The sequence below is a fragment of the Actinopolymorpha pittospori genome (assembly GCF_014873875.1).
Taxonomy (GTDB): domain Bacteria; phylum Actinomycetota; class Actinomycetes; order Propionibacteriales; family Actinopolymorphaceae; genus Actinopolymorpha; species Actinopolymorpha pittospori.
The window spans coordinates 7,708,622-7,726,902 of record NZ_JADBEM010000001.1 but is presented as its reverse complement, the minus strand read 5'-3'; the positions used below and the strand labels follow the sequence as shown (position 1 = coordinate 7,726,902).

15 protein-coding genes and 1 tRNA gene are annotated in these 18,281 nt (G+C 71.8%); 8 read left to right on the top strand and 8 right to left on the bottom strand.

The window, feature by feature from the left end:
• Window positions 1-49: 49 nt before the first annotated feature.
• Both gad and HEB94_RS36010 read left to right on the top strand, forming a co-directional pair.
• The gene (gad, locus tag HEB94_RS36015; protein WP_192753980.1) at window positions 50-1,447 is read left to right on the top strand and encodes a glutamate decarboxylase; all 1,398 of its coding nucleotides are present in this window, start codon (window positions 50-52) and stop codon (window positions 1,445-1,447) included.
• Window positions 1,448-1,636: 189 nt separating this feature from the next.
• Window positions 1,637-6,055 carry a cation-translocating P-type ATPase gene (locus tag HEB94_RS36010; protein WP_192753979.1) on the top strand — a complete coding sequence of 1,473 codons (4,419 nt, stop codon included), beginning with the start codon at window positions 1,637-1,639 and terminating at the stop codon, window positions 6,053-6,055.
• Here the strand turns inward: HEB94_RS36010 and eno are convergent.
• A complete protein-coding gene (eno, locus tag HEB94_RS36005; protein ID WP_192753978.1) occupies window positions 6,044-7,387 on the bottom strand; it encodes a phosphopyruvate hydratase in 1,344 nt (447 codons plus the stop codon). The two genes, HEB94_RS36010 and eno, sit on opposite strands and share 12 nt — an antisense overlap.
• Window positions 7,388-7,752: 365 nt before the next feature.
• A tRNA-Leu gene (locus HEB94_RS36000) sits at window positions 7,753-7,836 on the bottom strand.
• 112 nt (window positions 7,837-7,948) lie between these two features.
• Between HEB94_RS36000 and HEB94_RS35995 the strand changes: the two genes are divergently transcribed.
• Complete coding sequence (locus HEB94_RS35995) at window positions 7,949-9,307, top strand: M20/M25/M40 family metallo-hydrolase (protein ID WP_192753977.1); 1,359 nt, start codon at window positions 7,949-7,951, stop codon at window positions 9,305-9,307.
• Window positions 9,308-9,446: 139 nt separating this feature from the next.
• On the opposite strand, the gene HEB94_RS35990 is transcribed toward HEB94_RS35995, so the two are convergent.
• The gene (locus tag HEB94_RS35990) at window positions 9,447-9,656 is read right to left on the bottom strand and encodes a DUF5703 family protein (RefSeq protein WP_192753976.1); all 210 of its coding nucleotides are present in this window, start codon (window positions 9,654-9,656) and stop codon (window positions 9,447-9,449) included.
• 77 nt (window positions 9,657-9,733) lie between these two features.
• On the bottom strand, window positions 9,734-10,705 hold the full coding sequence (locus tag HEB94_RS35985) for an aldo/keto reductase (protein ID WP_192753975.1): 972 nt from the start codon (window positions 10,703-10,705) through the stop codon (window positions 9,734-9,736).
• A gap of 223 nt (window positions 10,706-10,928) precedes the next feature.
• Here HEB94_RS35985 and HEB94_RS35980 point away from each other — a divergent pair, with 223 nt between their 5' ends.
• Together HEB94_RS35980 and HEB94_RS35975 are read left to right on the top strand one after the other, a co-directional pair.
• Entirely contained in the window at window positions 10,929-12,017 is a 1,089-nt protein-coding gene (locus HEB94_RS35980; RefSeq protein ID WP_192753974.1) for an LLM class F420-dependent oxidoreductase, read from the top strand.
• A 6-nt stretch (window positions 12,018-12,023) separates the two neighbouring features.
• On the top strand, window positions 12,024-12,863 hold the full coding sequence (locus HEB94_RS35975) for an undecaprenyl-diphosphate phosphatase (RefSeq protein WP_192753973.1): 840 nt from the start codon (window positions 12,024-12,026) through the stop codon (window positions 12,861-12,863).
• A gap of 70 nt (window positions 12,864-12,933) precedes the next feature.
• On the opposite strand, the gene HEB94_RS35970 is transcribed toward HEB94_RS35975, so the two are convergent.
• From HEB94_RS35970 to HEB94_RS35955, 4 genes are read right to left on the bottom strand one after another with little or no spacing between them, the layout of a single operon-like run.
• A complete protein-coding gene (locus HEB94_RS35970) occupies window positions 12,934-13,239 on the bottom strand; it encodes a hypothetical protein (protein ID WP_192753972.1) in 306 nt (101 codons plus the stop codon).
• Window positions 13,224-13,757: an ABC transporter permease subunit gene (locus HEB94_RS35965; protein WP_192753971.1), complete on the bottom strand. Its 534-nt coding sequence runs from the start codon at window positions 13,755-13,757 to the stop codon at window positions 13,224-13,226. The genes HEB94_RS35970 and HEB94_RS35965 overlap by 16 nt, the downstream gene beginning before the upstream one ends.
• On the bottom strand, window positions 13,754-14,827 hold the full coding sequence (locus tag HEB94_RS35960; protein ID WP_192753970.1) for an ATP-binding cassette domain-containing protein: 1,074 nt from the start codon (window positions 14,825-14,827) through the stop codon (window positions 13,754-13,756). Before HEB94_RS35960 ends, HEB94_RS35965 begins: the two co-directional genes overlap by 4 nt.
• Window positions 14,824-15,801 (bottom strand): magnesium and cobalt transport protein CorA, encoded by a 978-nt coding sequence (locus HEB94_RS35955; RefSeq protein WP_192753969.1) that lies wholly within the window; start codon window positions 15,799-15,801, stop codon window positions 14,824-14,826. Before HEB94_RS35955 ends, HEB94_RS35960 begins: the two co-directional genes overlap by 4 nt.
• A 117-nt stretch (window positions 15,802-15,918) precedes the next feature.
• On the opposite strand from HEB94_RS35955, the gene HEB94_RS35950 reads away from it, so the two are divergent.
• The 3 genes from HEB94_RS35950 (at window position 15,919) to HEB94_RS35940 (ending at window position 18,244) form a co-directional block, all read left to right on the top strand.
• Complete coding sequence (locus HEB94_RS35950; RefSeq protein WP_192753968.1) at window positions 15,919-16,644, top strand: histidine phosphatase family protein; 726 nt, start codon at window positions 15,919-15,921, stop codon at window positions 16,642-16,644.
• Window positions 16,645-16,843: 199 nt separating this feature from the next.
• Window positions 16,844-17,416, top strand: coding sequence for a DUF3090 family protein (locus HEB94_RS35945; RefSeq protein WP_192753967.1), 573 nt, complete (start codon window positions 16,844-16,846; stop codon window positions 17,414-17,416).
• 3 nt (window positions 17,417-17,419) lie between these two features.
• The gene (locus HEB94_RS35940; RefSeq protein ID WP_192753966.1) at window positions 17,420-18,244 is read left to right on the top strand and encodes an SCO1664 family protein; all 825 of its coding nucleotides are present in this window, start codon (window positions 17,420-17,422) and stop codon (window positions 18,242-18,244) included.
• Window positions 18,245-18,281 lie beyond the last annotated feature (37 nt).

The following is an 18,281-nucleotide window of genomic DNA, read 5'->3' as shown; positions in this document are numbered from 1 at the left end:
GGAGGCTGACCCTGACGGTGCAGGTCGTGCCGAGCGCGGGAGGGTTTCGATGCGGTATAAGCGTGCCCACCGGGGCGCTGAGTCGGACGAGGTGGCGGTCAACCCGCTCTTCGCCCGGCGCGGCGAGGAGCGCGTACCCCGCTTCTCACTGCCCACGGAGGAGATGCTTCCGGAGACGGCGTACCAACTGATCCACGACGAGCTGCTCCTGGACGGCAACGCCCGGCAGAACCTCGCGTCCTTCGTGACGACGTGGATGGAGCGGGAGGCTGACGACCTCTACCGCGAGGCGGCGGACAAGAACCTCGTCGACCGGGACGAGTATCCGCTCACGGCGGCGGTCGAGGAGCGGTGCGTCCACATCATCGCCGGGCTGTGGCACGCACCGGACACCCAGCAGGCGATGGGTGTCTCGACCGTGGGCTCCTCCGAGGCCTGCATGCTGGCCGGGCTCGCGCTCAAGCGTCACTGGCAGCGGGCGCGTCGGGAGGCCGGCAAACCCAGCGACCGACCGAACATCGTTCTCAGCTCCGCCGTGCAGGTGGTGTGGGAGAAGTTCGCCAACTACTGGGGTGTGGAGGCGCGACAAGTGCCGGTCACCGCCGAGCACCCGCACCTCACGGCCGCGGGCGTGCTCGACGCGGTGGACGAGAACACCATCGGGGTGGTGCCCGTCCTCGGTCTCAACTTCACCGGTTGCTACGAGCCGGTGGCCGAGATCGCCTCGGCGCTGGACGACCTCTCAGACCGTACGGGGCTCGACATCCCGATCCACGTCGACGCGGCCTCAGGTGGGTTCTTCGCACCGTTCCTGCATCCGGAGGTGCGGTGGGACTTCCGGTTGAACCGCGTCCATTCGATCAACGCCTCCGGCCACAAGTACGGCCTGGTGTATCCCGGCGTCGGCTGGGTGGTGTGGAGGCTGCGCGAACATGTGCCTGACGAGCTGGTGTTCGACGTCTCCTACCTCGGTGGGGACATCGCGACGTACGGTCTGAACTTCTCCCGTCCGGGGGCGCAGGTGCTGTTGCAGTACTTCAACTTCCTCCGGCTCGGCAGGCGCGGTTTCACCCGCGTCCACCAGGTGTGCCAGGACGTCGCGGTGCACATAGCCGGGGAGCTCGACAAGAGCGACGCGTTCGAGGTCATCTCCGCCGGGACCGATCTGCCGGTGGTCTGCTGGCGACTGGCCGACGGCCGGCGCAGGAACTGGGACCTCTACGACCTGTCGAACCGGCTCCGTGACCGGGGCTGGATGGTGCCGGCGTACCCGATGCCGAAGGACATCCAGGACATGGTGGTGATGCGGATCGTGGTCCGCAACGGCTTCTCCATCGACCTGGCCCACCTGCTGCTCGACGACGTCCGGGAGGCGGTCGACTACCTGAACCACCTCGAGGCTCCGCTCCCACGCGACGTGCGCGAGACGAAGTCCTTCCACCACTGAGGCCGTTGCGCACGGGGCGCACGGCACCGAGGCCGGCACCACGGGAAACGTGGGAGCCGGCCGCGTGCGGGAGCAGACCAGGAGGTGACGGCAAGGGTGAGGTCTCCGTCCGAACGGATCAACGGGGCGGTCAGTGCGCTGCCCTCTCTCGTGACGCGCGTGGTACCGACCGGCGGCTTCCTTCCGTCGATGCCACTGCGTCGGGGTCGGATGCCCCGGCGCTGGTGGGTCGGCCGTGGGCACGCCCACATCGAGGTGCGCGGCGCCGACCGCCCCAGGGCCGGGCGACTTGTCGCCGACGTCGAGACGGCGCTGCTCGCCCTGTCCGGCGTCCGTCGCGCCGAGGTGAACGGCATCCTCGGGCGGGTGTTCGTGGAGTACGACGAGGACGAGCTCGAACCGGACGATTTCCTCCTCGTTGTGGACGCGATCGAGAAGCGGCACGGCCTGGAGGACCAACCCTTCCCGGTGGACCGCCCGTCCCATCCCGGAGATCCCGAACCCCGCCAGCGCCAGTTGGTCGCGTTGGGCGCGGGGGTCGCGGCGTTGGGCTTCAGCGCCGTGGGCCGGGTGTTTCACCTCGGACGACTGCCGGCCGAGGTGAACGCCGTGGTCGGTCTGGTCGATTCGACGCCTCGGCTGCGTCGGGCGGGGGAGCGGCTGCTCGGCCGAGCGGCCGCGGATCTCACGCTGGGCGTCGCCAACGCCGCCGCCCAGGGACTCGGGCACGGACAGCTCGGCCTGCTCGTGGACGCCTCCTCGCGGGTGCTGCTGGCCCGCGAGGCCGCCGCGCGGGAACGGGCCTGGAAGGAGCGGGAGACGCAGCTGTGTTCGGGTCCGGCCCACGGCCGGGTTCCTGCCCTGGACCTGCCGCCGCGGCCCGCGCCGCTCCCACCCGGCCCGATCGAGAAGTACGGCGACCTGGTCGGCGGATCGGCCGTGCTCGCCACCGGAGCCGCCCTCGCCGCGACCCGCAACATCCGCAGGTCCTTCGCCATGCTCGCCGCGGGCACGCCCAAGGCTGGCCGGATGGCCCGCGAGGGGTTCGCCGCCGAACTCGGGCGGACGCTGAGCTCCAGGGGAGTGGTCGCGCTCGACATCGGTGCGCTGCGTCGGCTGGACCGGGTGGACACGGTGGTGATCGACGCCCGCGTCCTGCTGACGGGACGCTTCGTCATCGGACGACTGACCACCCTGAACGGCGTGGGTACGTCGAACGGGAAGCCGGCCGGACGTGGCACGGGCAGGGCGATGGTCGCGGACGAAGGCCGGCTCCGGCTCAAGGCGGACAGCCTGCTCGACCCGGAGGAACCCCACGAGGTACGCCGGCAACGCGAGTGGACCCTCGGCCCGTTCACGCAGGTGGTGGGTGAGCCGTCCCCCCAGGCACGAGCCGCCGCCGGCGAACTCGCGGGCCGCGGCACGGTGGTGCTCGGCCTGCTCCGCCAGGGGCAGCTGCTGGCGGTCCTCGCTGCCGAACCCGAGCGCGCACCGCTCACCGACGCGCTCGTCACGGCCGCCTCAGAAGTCGGTGAGGTCGTACTCGCGGGGCGCGGCAGCGAGATCACCGCCCGGATCGCGACCGAGCGGACGCTGCCCGGCGGCAGCCACCTGCCCGCGGCGATCCGGGAGCTGCAGGCGGAGGGCCGGGTGGTCGCGCTCGTGGCGGAGGGTCCGGGCACCGCACTGGCCGCCGCGGACTGCGGGATCGGCATCCTGCGGCCGGGTCGACGGACGCCCTGGGCCGCGCATCTGCTCTGTGGCCCGGAGCTCACCGAGGTGCGCTTCCTGCTCGACGGCGCGGCCGCGGCGAAGGCCGTGTCGCGGCGCGGCGCCCTGCTCTCGGCGTACGGGTCGGTCACCGCGGCGCTGCTCGCGCTGATGGGCCCGCCGCGCGGATCGACCGCACGTGCGCTGGTCGGCGTCAACCTGGCCGCGGGCGCCGGGCTGGCGACCGGTGCCTGGACCGCGCACGCGTTGGCCCGGCGCCCCGAACCGATCCGGACCGACGCCAACCACTGGCACGCCCAGAAGGCCGAGACCGTCCTCGAACGCCTGCGCAGCGACCCGGACGGTCTCACCGCGGCCGAGGCGCGCGCCCGGCTGGCCGCGATGCCACCCGACGGCAGGCAGCGGGCACCAGGGTTCGTCCGCGCCGTCGTGGACGAGCTCGCCAACCCGCTCACCCCGACGCTGGCCGCGGGGGGAGGCGTGGCGGCGGCCAGCGGATCGCCGTCCGACGCCGTCCTGATCGGAACGGTGATGGCGTTGAACGCCGTGATCGGCGGTGCCCAACGCATCGGTACCGAGCGGGCCGTCCGCAGGCTCGCCGACGTGAGCGCGGCACGGGTGCGGGTGCGCCGGGACGGGACCGAAGGCGAGGTGACCGCCGACACTCTGGTGCCCGGTGACGTGATCGTGCTCCAGGCCGGCGACGCCGTTCCGGCCGACGCTCGGATCCTGGACGCGAGCGGCCTCGAGATCGACGAGTCGAGCCTCACCGGCGAGTCGCAGTTGGTCGGCAAGAGCGCCGAGCCGAGCGGTGCCGCACACGTCGCCGACCGCACGAGCATGGTGTACGACGGGACCGACGTCGCGGCCGGCCGCGTCTCGGCGGTCGTCGTCGCGGCCGGTCCGGAGACCGAGGCGGGTCGGGGCATGAGGGCGATGGTGGGGCCCACACCCTCCGGTGGTGTGGAGGCCCGGCTCGGCGGCCTGGTGCGGGCGACGATCCCGGTGGCGCTCGGCAGCGGCGCGGCGCTCGTCGCCGCCGGCCTGCTGCGCCGCCTTCCGTTGCGCGACACACTCGGACCCGCGGTGAGCCTCGCCGTGGCCGCGGTTCCGGAAGGGTTGCCGGTGGTCGCGACGGTCGCCCAGCTGGCCTCGGCGCGCCGCCTGTCCAACCGGAACGCACTGGTCCGCCACCCGCCGACGGTGGAGACCATCGGCCGGGTGACGACGCTGCTGATCGACAAGACCGGCACCCTCACCGAGGGCAGCATTCATCTCAAGCGGATCTCCGACGGGATGTTCAACGAGCCGACGGACCGGTTGAGCGAGACGTGCGCCTCCGTCCTCGCGGCCGGCCTGCGCGCCAGTCCGGAGCACGTCGCCGGTGAGGTGCCGCCACACCCGACCGACCGGGCGGTGGTGGCCGCTGCGGAGCGGGTCGGCGTCCGTTCCTCCACCGGCGCACCGGACTGGGCGCTCGTCGACGACGTTCCCTTCGAGTCCGGTCGGGGTTACCACGCGGCCCTTGGCCGGACCTCGAACGGGCAGCGGCTCGTGGTGAAGGGCGCGCCGGAGATCGTGCTGCCGAAGTGCATCGGCTGGCGGCGCGGCAACGACGTCCAGACACTGGACGAGCCGGACCGCGCGAAGGTGGAGACCGAGATCCAGCGACTGGCCGGGCAGGGCTACCGCGTTCTCGCCGTCGCCGAGCGAGGGGCGTCGAGCCGACAGGACCTGACCGAGGACCGGGTGGAGCGGCTGGAGTTCCTCGGGCTGCTGGCCTTCGCCGACGAGGTGCGGCCCACCTCCGCGCAGGCGGTCTCGACGCTGCGCCGGGCCGGGGTCGAGGTGGTGATGCTCACCGGTGACCACCCGACGACAGCCCAGTCGATCGCCGACGAACTCGGGATCCTCGACGGGCAGCGGGTGCTGACCGGTGCGGAGATGGACGAGATGGACGACGCCGCGCTCAGCGCCGCCCTCCCCGGTGTCTCCGTCCTCGCCCGGGTCACACCCGCCCAGAAGGTGCGGGTCGTCCAGGGCTACCAGGAGACCGGCCGTACGGTCGCGATGGTCGGTGACGGCACGAACGACGCACCGGCGATCCGGGTGGCGGACGTCGGTGTGGCGCTCGGCAGGCACGGGACGAACGCCGCCCGCGAAGCATCCGACCTGGTGGTGACCGACGACCGGCTGGAGACGATCACCGACGCCATGGTCGAGGGACGCGCGATGTGGGCGTCCGTACGCGACGCGGTGGCGCTGCTGGTCGGTGGAAACCTGGGCGAGATCGTCTTCACGCTGGGGGCGGGACTCCTCTCGCCGGGCGGCTCGCCCCTGAACGCGCGTCAACTGCTGCTGGTCAACCTCTTCACCGACATCCTGCCGGCGATGGCCCTCGCGATCCGGCCGCCGGCGCGCGTGACACCGGAGGATCTGCTGCACGAGGGGCCCGACGCCTCCCTCGGCGTCTCCCTGACCCGGGACGTGCTGGTCCGCGCCGGTGCGACGGCCGCGTCCGCCACGGGCGCGTGGGTCGTCGGACGTATGACGGGTACGCCGGAGCGGGCGAGCACCGTCGCCCTGGTCGCGCTGGTCGGTGCGCAGCTCGGCCAGACGGTGGTGGCCGGCTGGCGGAGTCCGTTGGTCGTCGGTGCGAGTGCGGCGTCCGGGTTGGCGTTGGGCACCGTCGTACAGGTTCCCGGCCTGAGCCAGTTCTTCGGCTGCCGGCCGCTCGGCCCGGTCGGTTGGGGCACCGCGCTGACCGCGGCGGCCGCGGGAACGGCGGCGTCGGTCGCGCTGCCCAGGGCGGGTGAGCTGGTCCGCGGAGTTCGCGCGCTCGGTGCGCGCGCCGGAGGTCTGGGGCTACCGCTGTGACGCGCGCACCGGCCGGGTCCGGCCAAGCACCTCGGGTCCCGCGAGCACGGCCTGGGAGCCGAAGTCGTGCTGGAGTTCGAGGAGGCGGTTCCACTTGGCGGTGCGCTCGGAGCGCATCGTCGAACCGACCTTGATCTGACCGGCCCGCCAGCCGACCGCGAGATCGGCGAGCCAGGTGTCCTCGGTGTCGCCGGAACGGGCGCTCACCACGGTCGCGAGGCCCGCCCGATGCGCCACCCGCACCACTCGTTCGGCCCGAGTGAGCGTGCCGGCCTGGTTGGGCTTGACCAGGACCGCGTTCGCGGCCCGCCGCTGGATGCCCTCGCCGACCCGGTGGCGGTCGGTGGCGAACAGGTCGTCGCCGAGGAGTTGACACGCGGCGGGCAGGATCGCCGAGGCCGCCGTCCAGCCGTCCCAGTCGTCCTCGTGCAGGACGTCCTCCAACGAGGCGATCGGGTAGCGCTCACACCACCGGCGCAGTTCCTCGAGCCAGGCGTCCCGGTCGAGGACCCGGTCCTCGGACCGCAGGTCGTACCGGCCCTCGGCGGTGCCGAACTGGCTGGCCGCCAGGTCGACGGCCACCGACACGTCGACACCGGGACGGAGACCCGCGACCTCGATGCCTTCGGTGACCAGGGCCACCGCGGCCTCGTTGCTGGGAAGGGGCGCGGACAGGCCGCCCTCGTCGGCGACCAGCGCGGAGCACCCGTGTCGCTGCTCCAGCAGGCGGGCCGTCGCGGCGCGGACCCGGGCGACGAGCTCCAGCGCGTGGGCGAAGCTTCGCGCGCCGAGGGGAACGGCGAGGACGTCCTGGATGTCGATGGCCCCGGCGGCGTGCGCGCCACCGGAGAAGATGTTGACCATCGGCATGGGGAGCAGCGGCGTCGGGCTGGTAGCAGCGGTCCCGTCGCTGTCGGCGAGGGCCTGCCACAGGGGCCGGCCGAGTGCCTCCGCACCGGCGAGGGCGGCGGCGAGGGAGACCGCGAGGACGGCGTTGGCGCCGGTGCGCGCGAGATCGGGCGTACCGTCGACGTCCTCGAGCCGGGCGTCGACCCGGGCCCGGTTGGTGGCGTCCAGGCCCGACACCGCGGGCCCGAGTTCGTTGACGACCGCGGCGACCGCGTCGCGGACGCCCCATCCGTCGTAGCGTGCGCCGCCGTCCCGGCGTTCGACCGCCTCGTGTGCACCGGTGGAGGCGCCGGAGGGCACCACGGCACGTCCGACCGCACCGCCACTGAGTTGGACACGACAGGCCACCGTCGGCCGTCCACGGGAGTCGAGGGCCTCCCAGGCCACGACATTGGTGATCGCCGTCGTCGGGCGTTCTCTCACGTGAGTTCCTCTCGTGCGTCTGCCTGACGGTGACGACCCGGAGATCTGGCAAGCCGCGCTCCCGCCACGTCTGGGGAGAGTACGTACCTTAGTCAGCTCCGGCGTACGTCCCGGCCGATCCGACGGCGACGCGCGGACGCGATGGCACGGTGCGAACAGCGGCCGCGACGGCCAGCGGCCACCGCCTGGCCGCGAGGACTCCCGGCGACCAGCCCCGGAGCGTTTCGACCGCTTCGTCCCGAAACAGGGGGCAGCCGACAGGGGCTGGATCCGGCGGGGACCGGCGCCCGGCAACCGCGGTCGAGCGCCTGTGGAAACGACAACGGCGAGAGCCGGAGATGGCCCTCGCCGTTCAGTGAACCGTGTGTCCGAGGGGGGACTCGAACCCCCAAGCCCTTGCGGGCACTAGCACCTCAAGCTAGCGCGTCTACCTATTCCGCCACCCGGACGTGCACACGTCGTTGCCGTTGTGCGCGGCGCTCACTGTAGCAAACCGGCCGGGGGTGGTCGTCCCGGACCACCCTTCGAGCAAAACGGGCACGTAACCGGCAGGATAAGGGAATGAGCGACGCCACCTCCCGGCGGAACGAAGCCTCCGAAGCCGCCGCCGACCGGACCAGCCCGGACGCCGAAGTCGTCGAGATCTGTCGCGACCTGATCCGGATCGACACCTCCAACTACGGCGACGCGCAGGGCCCCGGCGAACGCGGGGCCGCCGAATACGTCGCCCAGCTGCTGGCCGAGGCGGGCCTGGAGCCGCAGCTCTACGAGTCGGAGCCACAGCGGACCAGCGTCGTGGCCCGCTGGGAGGGCGCCGACCCCTCCGCACCGCCGTTGCTCGTGCACGGCCACCTCGATGTCGTGCCCGCGGTCGCCGCCGACTGGAGCGTCGACCCCTTCGGTGGCGAGATCAAGGACGGCTGTGTCTGGGGACGTGGCGCGGTCGACATGAAGGACTTCGACGCGATGGTCCTTTCCGTCCTGCGGGCACGTGCCCGGGGCGGTCGGCCGCCGCGCCGCCCGGTGGTGCTGGTGTTCACCGCCGACGAGGAGGCGGGCGGCCGCAAGGGCGCTCACTGGCTGGTCGAGAAGCACCCTGAGGTGCTGGAGGGCTGCACCGAGGCGATCGGCGAGGTCGGCGGATACTCCGTCACGGTTCGCGACGACCTGCGGCTCTATCTCGTCCAGACCGCCGAGCGCGGCATGGCCTGGATGCGTCTGAAGGCCAAGGGAACCGCCGGCCACGGCTCGCTGCGCAACCCCGACAACGCCGTGACCGAGCTCGCCGAGGCGGTGTCCCGGATCGGTCGTCACGAGTGGCCGCTTCGCATCACCCCGAGCGTCCAGGCGTTCCTCGACGAGGCGTCGGAGGCGCTCGGGGTCGACCTCGACCCGAACGCCGGCGACATCGAGCAGAACCTCGCCCGGCTCGGCACGATCGCCCGGATGATCGGTGCGACGCTGCGCAATACCGCCAACCCGACGATGCTCGACGCGGGCTACAAGGTCAACGTCATCCCCGGTGAGGCGACCGCGGCGGTCGACGGGCGGTTCGTCCCAGGTGGAGAGGAGGAGTTCCTCGCCACCATCGACGAGCTGATCGGCGACAAGATCACCCGCGAGATGATCAACTTCGACGCGGCGCCGGAGACGGAGTTCGCCGGAGCACTGGTCGAGGCGATGAAGTCCTCACTGGTGGCCGAGGACCCGGGCGCCCGGGCGGTGCCCTACCTCATGTTCGGTGGCACCGACGCCAAGGCCTGGGACAGGCTCGGCATCACGTGCTTCGGGTTCGCGCCCCTGCGGCTGCCACCAGACCTCGACTTCGTGGGGATGTTCCACGGGATCGACGAACGGGTCCCCACGGAGTCCCTGAAGTTCGGCGCGCGGGTGCTCGACCACTTCCTCGACCAGGCCTGAGAGCTTCGACCACTCCTTCGGGTCAGCGCCGACGATGTACGGTCGCCGGCCCTGACCCGAAGGACTGGTGTCTCGGGACTGGTGTCGCATGATCCGCTGGCTGTCGCGAACCACGGGGCTGCGGGTCGCTGGTGCGGCGTCAGAGCGGGAGACCTCCCGGCACGGGACCGGTCCGCGTGACCCGGATGATCCGGCGTCGGAGCGTGACCGTACGCCGGCCGTCGGGGTAGACGCGTACCCGTGAGAGTTCCCAGCCGCCGTACTCGGCGCGCTCGACAAGGAACTGCCGCACCACCCTGCGGGACAGGGTGCGCGACAGCTGCACCTGGTGGGTTTCGTACTCCGCCATCAGTCCATGGTGACATGGCCCACCCCCGAAGGGGACGCGGTCCGCGGCGCCGAACTGGCGTCGGTGCCGAACCCGTCTCAGTCCTGTTCGGGATGGCCGAGGGGCGGCGCGGAGACGTCGTCCAGCGCGAGGGTGATCTCCGGTGGCAGTTCGACGTCCTCGACGGTCAGCGAACCACGAAGCTGCGCCGAGGTCCGGGCGCCGACGACCGGCGCGGTCACACCAGGGCGGTCGCGGACCCACGCCAGCGCGACCTCCAGCGGTGCCAACCCGAGTCCGTCCGCGGCGCGGCAGACGGCGTCGACGATCCGCTGGCTGCGCTTGTCGAGATAGATGCCGACGAAGCGTTCGAAATGGGGGGAGGCGGCGCGGGAGTCGGCGGGTGTGCCGAAACGGTACTTGCCGGTGAGCACACCCCGGCCGAGGGGAGACCAGGGGAGTACGCCGAGACCGAGCATCTCCGCGGCGGGCAGGACCTCGCGCTCCACGCCGCGTTGCAGGAGGGAGTACTCCACCTGGGTGGAGGCGACCGGTGCCCGGCCTGGCCAGGCACGCTGGTGGGTGGCCGCCATCGCGGTCTGCCAGCTGGTGTAGTTGGAGACTCCGACGTACCTCGCCCGTCCACTCGTGACCGCGAAGTCGAGGGCGGACAGTGTCTCCTCGAAGGGGACCGTGGCGCTCCAGGTGTGCACCTGCCACAGGTCGATCGCGTCGACGTCGAGACGTCGCAGGGACGCGTCCAGCTCCGCGAGGAGGGTGCGCCGGGAGACGTCGACGACACGCTGGCCGGTATGCCGGGAGACGCCGGCCTTGGTGGCGAGTACGAGTTCGTCGCGGCGGACGACTTTGCCGAGCAACCGGCCGAGCACCCGCTCACTGTCGCCGTCGGCGTAGCCCGCGGCGGTGTCGACGAGAGTTCCACCCGCCTCGACGAACGCGGTCAGCTGGTCACGGGCCTCATGTTCGTCGGTGTCGCGTCCCCACGTCATGGTGCCGAGCGCCAGTCGGGAGACCTTCAGGCCGGTTCGACCGAGGTGGCGCTGCTCCATCGACGGTTTCCATCCTTCCCCCGAGGACGAGCCTCCGCCGCCGTCCCAACCGGTGACCGACCCTGATGGCCTGCACCGGCGCCACACTTCGGGCCACACCCTAGTCGAAGCGCGCCCGCCTGCCGCGTGTCGCCCCGGCCCGGGCCAGTAAGCTCGCACGGCCGTCGGTCCGATTCCGGCGGCGGCGGACCAGTCAGCAGCCGGACGGGAAGGGCGGTGCCGCGTGCGACTGGGACTCACTCTCAGTGCCTGGGACGCCGGCGATCTCGCGGGCACCATCGCTCTCGCCGAGGAGGCCGAGCGGCTCGGTTACTCCGTGTGCTGGGTGCCGGAGGCCTACGGCCTGGACGCGCCCACGCTCCTCGCGACCGTGGCCGCGCGGACCAGCCGGATGGACGTCGGCTCGGCCATCATGCAGATCCCCGCCCGGGCGCCCGCGATGACCGCGATGACCGCCGCGTCGCTGGACGCCCTGTCCGGTGGTCGCTTCCGGCTCGGTCTCGGCGTGTCCGGTCCACAGGTCTCCGAAGGGTGGTATGGCGCACCCTTCGACCACCCGCTCGGCCGCACCCGCGAGTACGTCCAGATCGTGCGGACGGTGCTGCGCCGGGAGCGGCTCGAGTTCGCGGGCGAGCACTACACGCTGCCGCTGCCCGACGGACCCGGCAAGGCGCTCCGGCTCGCCGCCCGACCGCCCCGTGCCGACCTGCCCGTCTACCTCGCCGCCGTGGGGCCGCGCAACCTCGAGCTGACCGGTGAGATCGCCGACGGCTGGCTGGGCGTCTTCGTGGCGCCGGAGTTCCTGCCCGACACCCTCGCCCACCTGCGAAAGGGGCGCGAGCGTGCCAGAGCCGGGGGAGCCGGGGGAGCCGGGGGAGCCGCGGGGTCCGCGGACCTCACCGGCTTCGACGTCGTGGCCAGCGCGCCTGTCGTCGTCGGACCGGACGTCGAGGCGTGTGCGGACCAGGTGCGTGGCTTCGCCGCTCTCTACCTCGGCGGCATGGGCAGCCGGCGGATGAACTTCTACAACGCCCTCGCGGTGCGGATGGGGTACGCCGAGGAGGCGGCCCGGGTGCAGGACCTCTACCTCGCCCGCCAGCACCGCGACGCGGCCGCCGCCGTACCCCTCGACTTCGTCGACACCACGTCGCTGCTCGGTCCGGCCGACCGGATCGCGGAGCGGATCCGTGCCTATGCCGACGCGGGTGTCACCACCCTGGCCGTGCTGCCCTTCGGCACCACGACCGACGACCGGATCGCGACCTTGCAGACGATGGCGGACGCGTTCGCCGCCTCAGGTACGGGGGAGTAGTAGCACGTGGAACACAGTGTCGGTTGGCTCGCAGCCCTCGTCTTCGGCGTCCTGCAGGGACTCACGGAGTTCCTGCCCATCTCCTCCAGCGCACACATCCGGATCGTCGGTGGGCTGGTTCCCGGATGGGGCGACCCAGGAGCGGCGTTCACGGCGGTGATCCAGCTCGGCACCGAGAGCGCGGTCGTCCTCTACTTCCGCAAGGAGATCTGGGCGATCATCAAGACCTGGACACTCGCGCTCTTCCAGCCCCGACTGCGCCGGCACCCCGACGCCCGCATGGGGTGGTACATCATCGTCGGGACGCTGCCGATCGCGATCCTCGGCTTCCTCTTCCAGAACACCATCGAGACCGCTCTGCGTTCCCTGGTGTTCGTGGGCGTCTCGCTGATCGTGTTCGGCGTCATCCTGGGCCTGGCCGACTCGTTCGCGAGCAACCGCAAGTCGCTCACCCGGCTCAACCTCCCCGAGGCGGTCGCCTTCGGGTTCGCCCAGGCGCTCGCCCTGATTCCCGGCGTCTCCCGGTCCGGCGGCACGATCACCGCCGGTCTCCTGATGGGCTACACCCGTGAGGCGGCCGCTAAGTACTCCTTCCTCCTCGCCATCCCCGCCGTCTTCGCCTCCGGCATCCTCGAACTCCTCGACATCGGGGACGACGGTGCGCCCGCGTGGGGCCCGACGATCCTCGCGACCCTGGTGAGTTTCTTGATCGGGTACGTCGTGATCGTGTACTTCATGCGCTACATCTCCCAGCACGACTTCCGGCCGTTCGTGGTCTACCGAGCGGTGCTGGGCGCGCTGGTCCTGGTGTTGCTGGCGTTCGGCGTCCTCACGCCCTACGTCTAGGACACCTCCTGGGCAGCGGCCGGCCCGCGGCCCAGGTGTTCGGCGCGGCGACGGCGTGAGCAGCAGCAGCTCACCGCAGCCGTGGGCCGATCCGGTCGCGGCGTAGTGCCCGTGCGCCGAGCAGGGCGAGTGCGGCACACAGCGCCCACAGGCAGGCTCCGACTCCGAGGAGCAGCCATGGACCGAGGAACAGCAGCCCCGAGAACTGTCCGGCGATCATGAAGATCAGTGGGAGTACGGCGATGCCGGCGATCTGCTGGGCGCCCTGGACCGTGCGTGACAGGGCGGAGACGAGGACCGCGAGGGCGAGCCCGGCGGCGCAGAGCGCCGGACCCAGCCAGCAGACCAGCAGCAGCCAGGTCAGGTTCGGCAGCAACGACCGCCGACCACGGGCCACATGGTCGCGTTCACCACGGTGGCGTAGACGAGCGCCTCGGTGAGGCCGACCGCGAGCGCGGCGAGGAACGGCCCGGCCAGCTTCGCGACGAACAGGTCCCGGTCGCTCATCGGGGCCAGCAGGAGGCCCTCCAGAGTGCCGCGCTCACGTTCGCCCGCGACGGCGTCCGTCGCGAGGACCATCACCACGACGACCGGTACGACCAGCGTGAGCGGTGGCAGCAGGTAACCGAGCAGGGCGGAGGCAAGTCGGCTGCCCGAGCCGCCCGGCAGTTGGTCGAGGACCCCCGCCGGGACGATCCGCAGCAGAACGTCGAGGTTCTCCCGGGGAACCTCGACGCGGGCGATCAGGCTCGCGAACACCGGCAGGATCACGACGAAGACGGTGGGGAGCACCACCAGCGGCGCCACCACGGCACGGTTGGTCCGCGCGACACCGAGGTCGCGCCGGATGATGGCCCGGATCGCCCGCCAGCGCATCCGGCCGCGTCCGCTCACCGGCGGACCGACAGGTCAGGCGCGGGCGACCGGCGCTCGGCCGGATCGGGTCGGGGGGTGTGCGGGCGGTCGCGATGGGCGAGGAGGGCGACGTAGACGTCCTCCAGGCTCGGCTCGTGCGGCCGGATGCCGTAGACCTCCACGCCGGCGCCGGTGAGGTCCCGCACCAGGCCGGGCAGTTGGGCGCGGGTGAGACCGGTCGTGCGGAGAACGACGGTCCCGGCTCCGGCCGGGCCGGGAAGCTCCTGCAGCACCGGACGGCGGTCCGCGGCCGTCGCCGCGTCGCGAGGCGCTGGGGCGTACCGGTCCAGGACCGCCCGCGCCCGTGGCACACCAGGACCGCCCACCTCGACCTCCACGGCGCCGGCGGCGAGGTCCGCGGCGAGCCGCGCGGGCGCTCCTTCGGCCAGGATCGTGCCGTGGTCGAGCACGATCACGCGGTCGCACAGGAGTTGCGCCTCGGTCAGGTCGTGCGTGCAGAGGACGACGGTGCGCCCGTCCTCGCGGGACAGGCGACCGATCAGGCTCCGCACCAGCCGGACGGCGAGCGGGTCGAGCTGAGCGGTCGGTTCGTCGAGCAACAGGATCCGCGGCGACGGGAGCAGGACGCGAGCGAGTGCGAGCCGCTGCCGCATACCGGCGCTGAAACCGTCCACCCGGTCGTCGGCGCGGTCGGACAGCTCGAACTCCGCCAGCGAACGGGTGACCAGGTCCGCCAGCCCGTCCCGCGGCAGGTCGAACAGCTCGGCGGCGAACTCGAGGTTGCGCCGCGCGGTGAGCCGGCCGTCGACGAACGACACGGTCGGCAGGACACCGAGCGAACGCCGGACCGTCACCCCGTCGGTGAGCGGGTCCAGGCCGCAGACCCGGATCCGACCAGCGGTGGGGGCGAGCAGGCCCGCGAGCAGCCGGACGAGAGTGGTCTTGCCGGCACCGTTGTGTCCGAGCAGCCCGACCACCTCGCCGGGTCCGACTGACAGGGAGATCCGATCGATCGCGGGGACGCCGCCGAAGTCGCGCCGCAGGTCGCTCACCTCGATGACCCGCTCGCCGCCCGTCGGGGTCGTCACAACCAGCCCGCGCGCTTGAAGCCGCGATAGAGCAGGAGGCAGAAGACCGCCATGATCCCGAGCAGGCCGAAGTAGCCCCAGGTCCAGTTGAGCTCGGGCATGTTGCGGAAGTTCATGCCGTAGATACCGGCCAGCAGCGTGGGCACGGCGGCTATCGCCACCCACGCGGAGATCCGGCGCATGTCGTCGTTCTGTTGGACGCCGACCCGGGCGAGGTGGGCGCTCAGCACCGAGCTCAGCAGGTCGTCGAGCGAGTCGACCTGCTCCGACAGCCGCAGCACGTGGTCGGCGACGTTGCGGAAGAACGGCCGGACCTTGGCGTCCTTGATCGCCTCGACACGTCCCGCCGCGATCGGGGCCAGCTCGCCGCTGAGCGGACGGACCGCCTTGCGGAACGCCACGGCGTGCCGCTTGAGCCGGTAGGTCGCCTCGGCGTCGCTGGTGCGTTCGGAGGAGAAGACGGACTGCTCGATGTCGTCCACCGCTGAGTCGAGCTGGTCGACGACATCGGCGTACCGGTCGACCACCTGGTCACAGATCGCGTAGAGGACGGCGGCCGGGCCGTGGCCGAGCAGGCTCGTCCGGTGCTCGAGCTTGTGTCGGGCCTCCTGCAGGTCGAGGCTCTCGCCGTGCCGTACCGTGACCACGAACCTGCGCCCGACGAAGATGTTGATCTCCCCGATCCGCAGCGCGGAGGAGACAGACGGCCAGGTCACGGTCTTGAGGGCGACGAAGAGGACCTCGCCGTAGACCTCGACCTTGGGACGCTGGTGCGCCTTGAAGGCGTCCTCGACGGCGAGCGGATGGAGGCCGAACGCCTGCGCCGCGTCGTTGAGTTCGTCCTCGCTCGGTTCCTTCAGGCCAAGCCAGCAGAAGGTGTCCTCACGGGTGCCGAGCTCCTCGACGGCAGCGTCGATGTCGGACGGGCTCCCGATCCGATGCCCCGCCCGGTAGATTCCGCAGTCGACGATCATCGCCCTCCATTGTCGCCCCTACCTCCGCCGGCACCGGTCCAGAGGGCCACCGAAGGGGCGGGCGAGTCGGTGCCCGCCCGCCAGAGGTGTCGTGCGGTACCTCGTAGGCTCGACCCCATGGCGACCCTCTTTCTGGTCCGGCACGGACGTACCCAGGCCAACGTCGACGGCATCCTCGCCGGTTGGACGCCGGGAGTAGGCCTCGACGAGCTGGGTCGCCAGCAGGCCGAGCGGCTTGGCGCCCGGCTCGAGGGGATCCCGGTGACGGGGGTGGTGACCAGCCCACTGGACCGCTGCCAGCAGACCGCGGCCGCTGTCACCGCACTGGACGGCATTCCCGCGGCCGTCGTGGATCCGCGTCTCGGCGAGGTCCGCTACGGCGACTGGGAGGGACAGGAGCTGAAGAAGCTCGCGAAGGAGGCGCTGTGGAAGGTCGTCCAGCAGCACCCGAGCGGCGTCCTGTTCCCTGGTGACGGCGGAGAGTCCCTGCGCTCGATGGCCGACCGCGCGGTCGGAGCGATCCGGGAATGGGACGCCCGGATCGAGGCGGAGCACGGCCCCGACGCCATCTGGGTGGCGGTGAGTCACGGCGACGTGATCAAGGCGATCCTGGCCGACGCGTTGAGCCTCCACCTCGACCAGTTCCAGCGGATCATCGTCGACCCCTGCTCGGTGTCGGTGGTGCGATACACGCCGTTGCGCTCGTTCGTGGTCCGGGCCAACGACACCGGAGGTGATCTCGGGTCCCTGGTGCCACCCAAACGACGCCGGCGCCGGCTACGGCGGGGAGACGACAGCGACGCGGTCGTCGGCGGCGGAGCGGGCACCGACGCCAAGCGGTGACCACGAGTGACCAGGCGCGAGGCGGGACGACAGGTGGAAAGCTGCGGGGATCTGTCCCGATCGGCGCCGATGGTGCGGGCCGCTCGGCACCGGCCCGGACGGCGGGCCTACACGTGATCGGCGCGGATCCCGGCCGACCGCCCGGCGGTGGGGCAGCCGTGAGTACCCGCGACGCGGTGAGCGCGTAGGGTCTGGGGTTATGGCCCGTGTCGTTCATCTTCACGACGCTCCTGAGCGCTTCGTCGCTGGCACGGTCGGACAGCCCGGCCAGCGAAGCTTCTTCCTTCAGGCCCGCTCGCCGGACCTGCTCACCACCGTGGCACTGGAAAAGGAACAGGTCACGGTGCTGGCCGAACGCGTCGACGCGATGCTCGACGAGGTGCTCCGCCTTTCCGGCGGCACCGCCGTCATCCCAGCCATCGCACCGAGCGAACTCTCCGACGACGAACCCCTCGAGCAACCGATCGTGGAGGAGTTCCGAGTCGGCACCCTGCGACTCGCCTGGGACACCGAGCAGGAGCGGGTGGTCATCGAGGCCTACGAGGTGACCGAGGAGGAGGCCGACCCGCCGCCGCCGGTCGACGAGGAGCCCGAAGCGGAGGGTCCGGAGACACTCGTCGTCCGGATCACCGGTGCGCAGGCACGCGCGTTCGTCCAACGAGCTCTCGCGGTCGTCTCGCAGGGACGTCCGCCCTGCCCGTTCTGCGGAAACCCGCTCGACCCGGACGGACACCTCTGCCCGCGTCTCAACGGCTACCGGCGGTCGGCCTGAGCCGTGGAGCGCACACGCGGACACGACGTCCCGCCCCCGGAGCAGGGGGTCGAGACACTCAAGCTCCTTCGGGAGGGCCGGCTGGAGGTCGAGGGGCGCCTCGTCCAGGCCTCGAACGCGACGTTCTACTGCTCGGTCGAACTCGACGGCGTCAGCGCGGCCGGGGTCTACAAGCCGGTCCGGGGTGAGCGTCCCCTGTGGGACTTCCCGGACGGCAGCCTCGCCAGCCGGGAGGCCGCGACGTACCTCCTCTCCGTCGCGACGGGCTGGGATCTCGTCCCTCCCACCGTGGTGCGGGAGGGTCCCTTCGGCGAGGGCATGTTCCAGCTGTGGGTCGACCACGACCCCGACGACGGCATGATCGACATCGTGCCGCGCCGGCAGGTGCCCGACGGTTGGCGCATCGTCCTGGACGCCTACGACGGTGACGGCGACGAGGTGAGTCTCGTCCACGCCGACGACGAGCAGTTGCGCCGCCTGGCGCTCTTCGACACGGTGGTCAACAACGCCGACCGCAAGGGCGGACACATCCTGGTCAGCACCTCCGGCCAGGTACTCGGCGTCGACCACGGGCTCTGCTTCCACGAGGACGACAAGCTCCGCACCGTCTTGTGGGGCTGGGCCGGTGAGCCTCTCCCCGACGACTACCTCGAGGTCCTCGAACGCCTCCACCACGACCTCGACGCCGAGTTCGGACGAGCACTGGCCACCCTGCTGTCGTCGGAGGAGATCGTCGCCCTGCGCATCCGGCTGGCGCGGCTCCGACACGGCCGGACGTTCCCCGAACCCGGTGAGGGCTGGCCCTCGGTGCCATGGCCGGTCTTTTGATCGTCGCCTCGCTACGGCTCGCCGAAGACGACCGCTA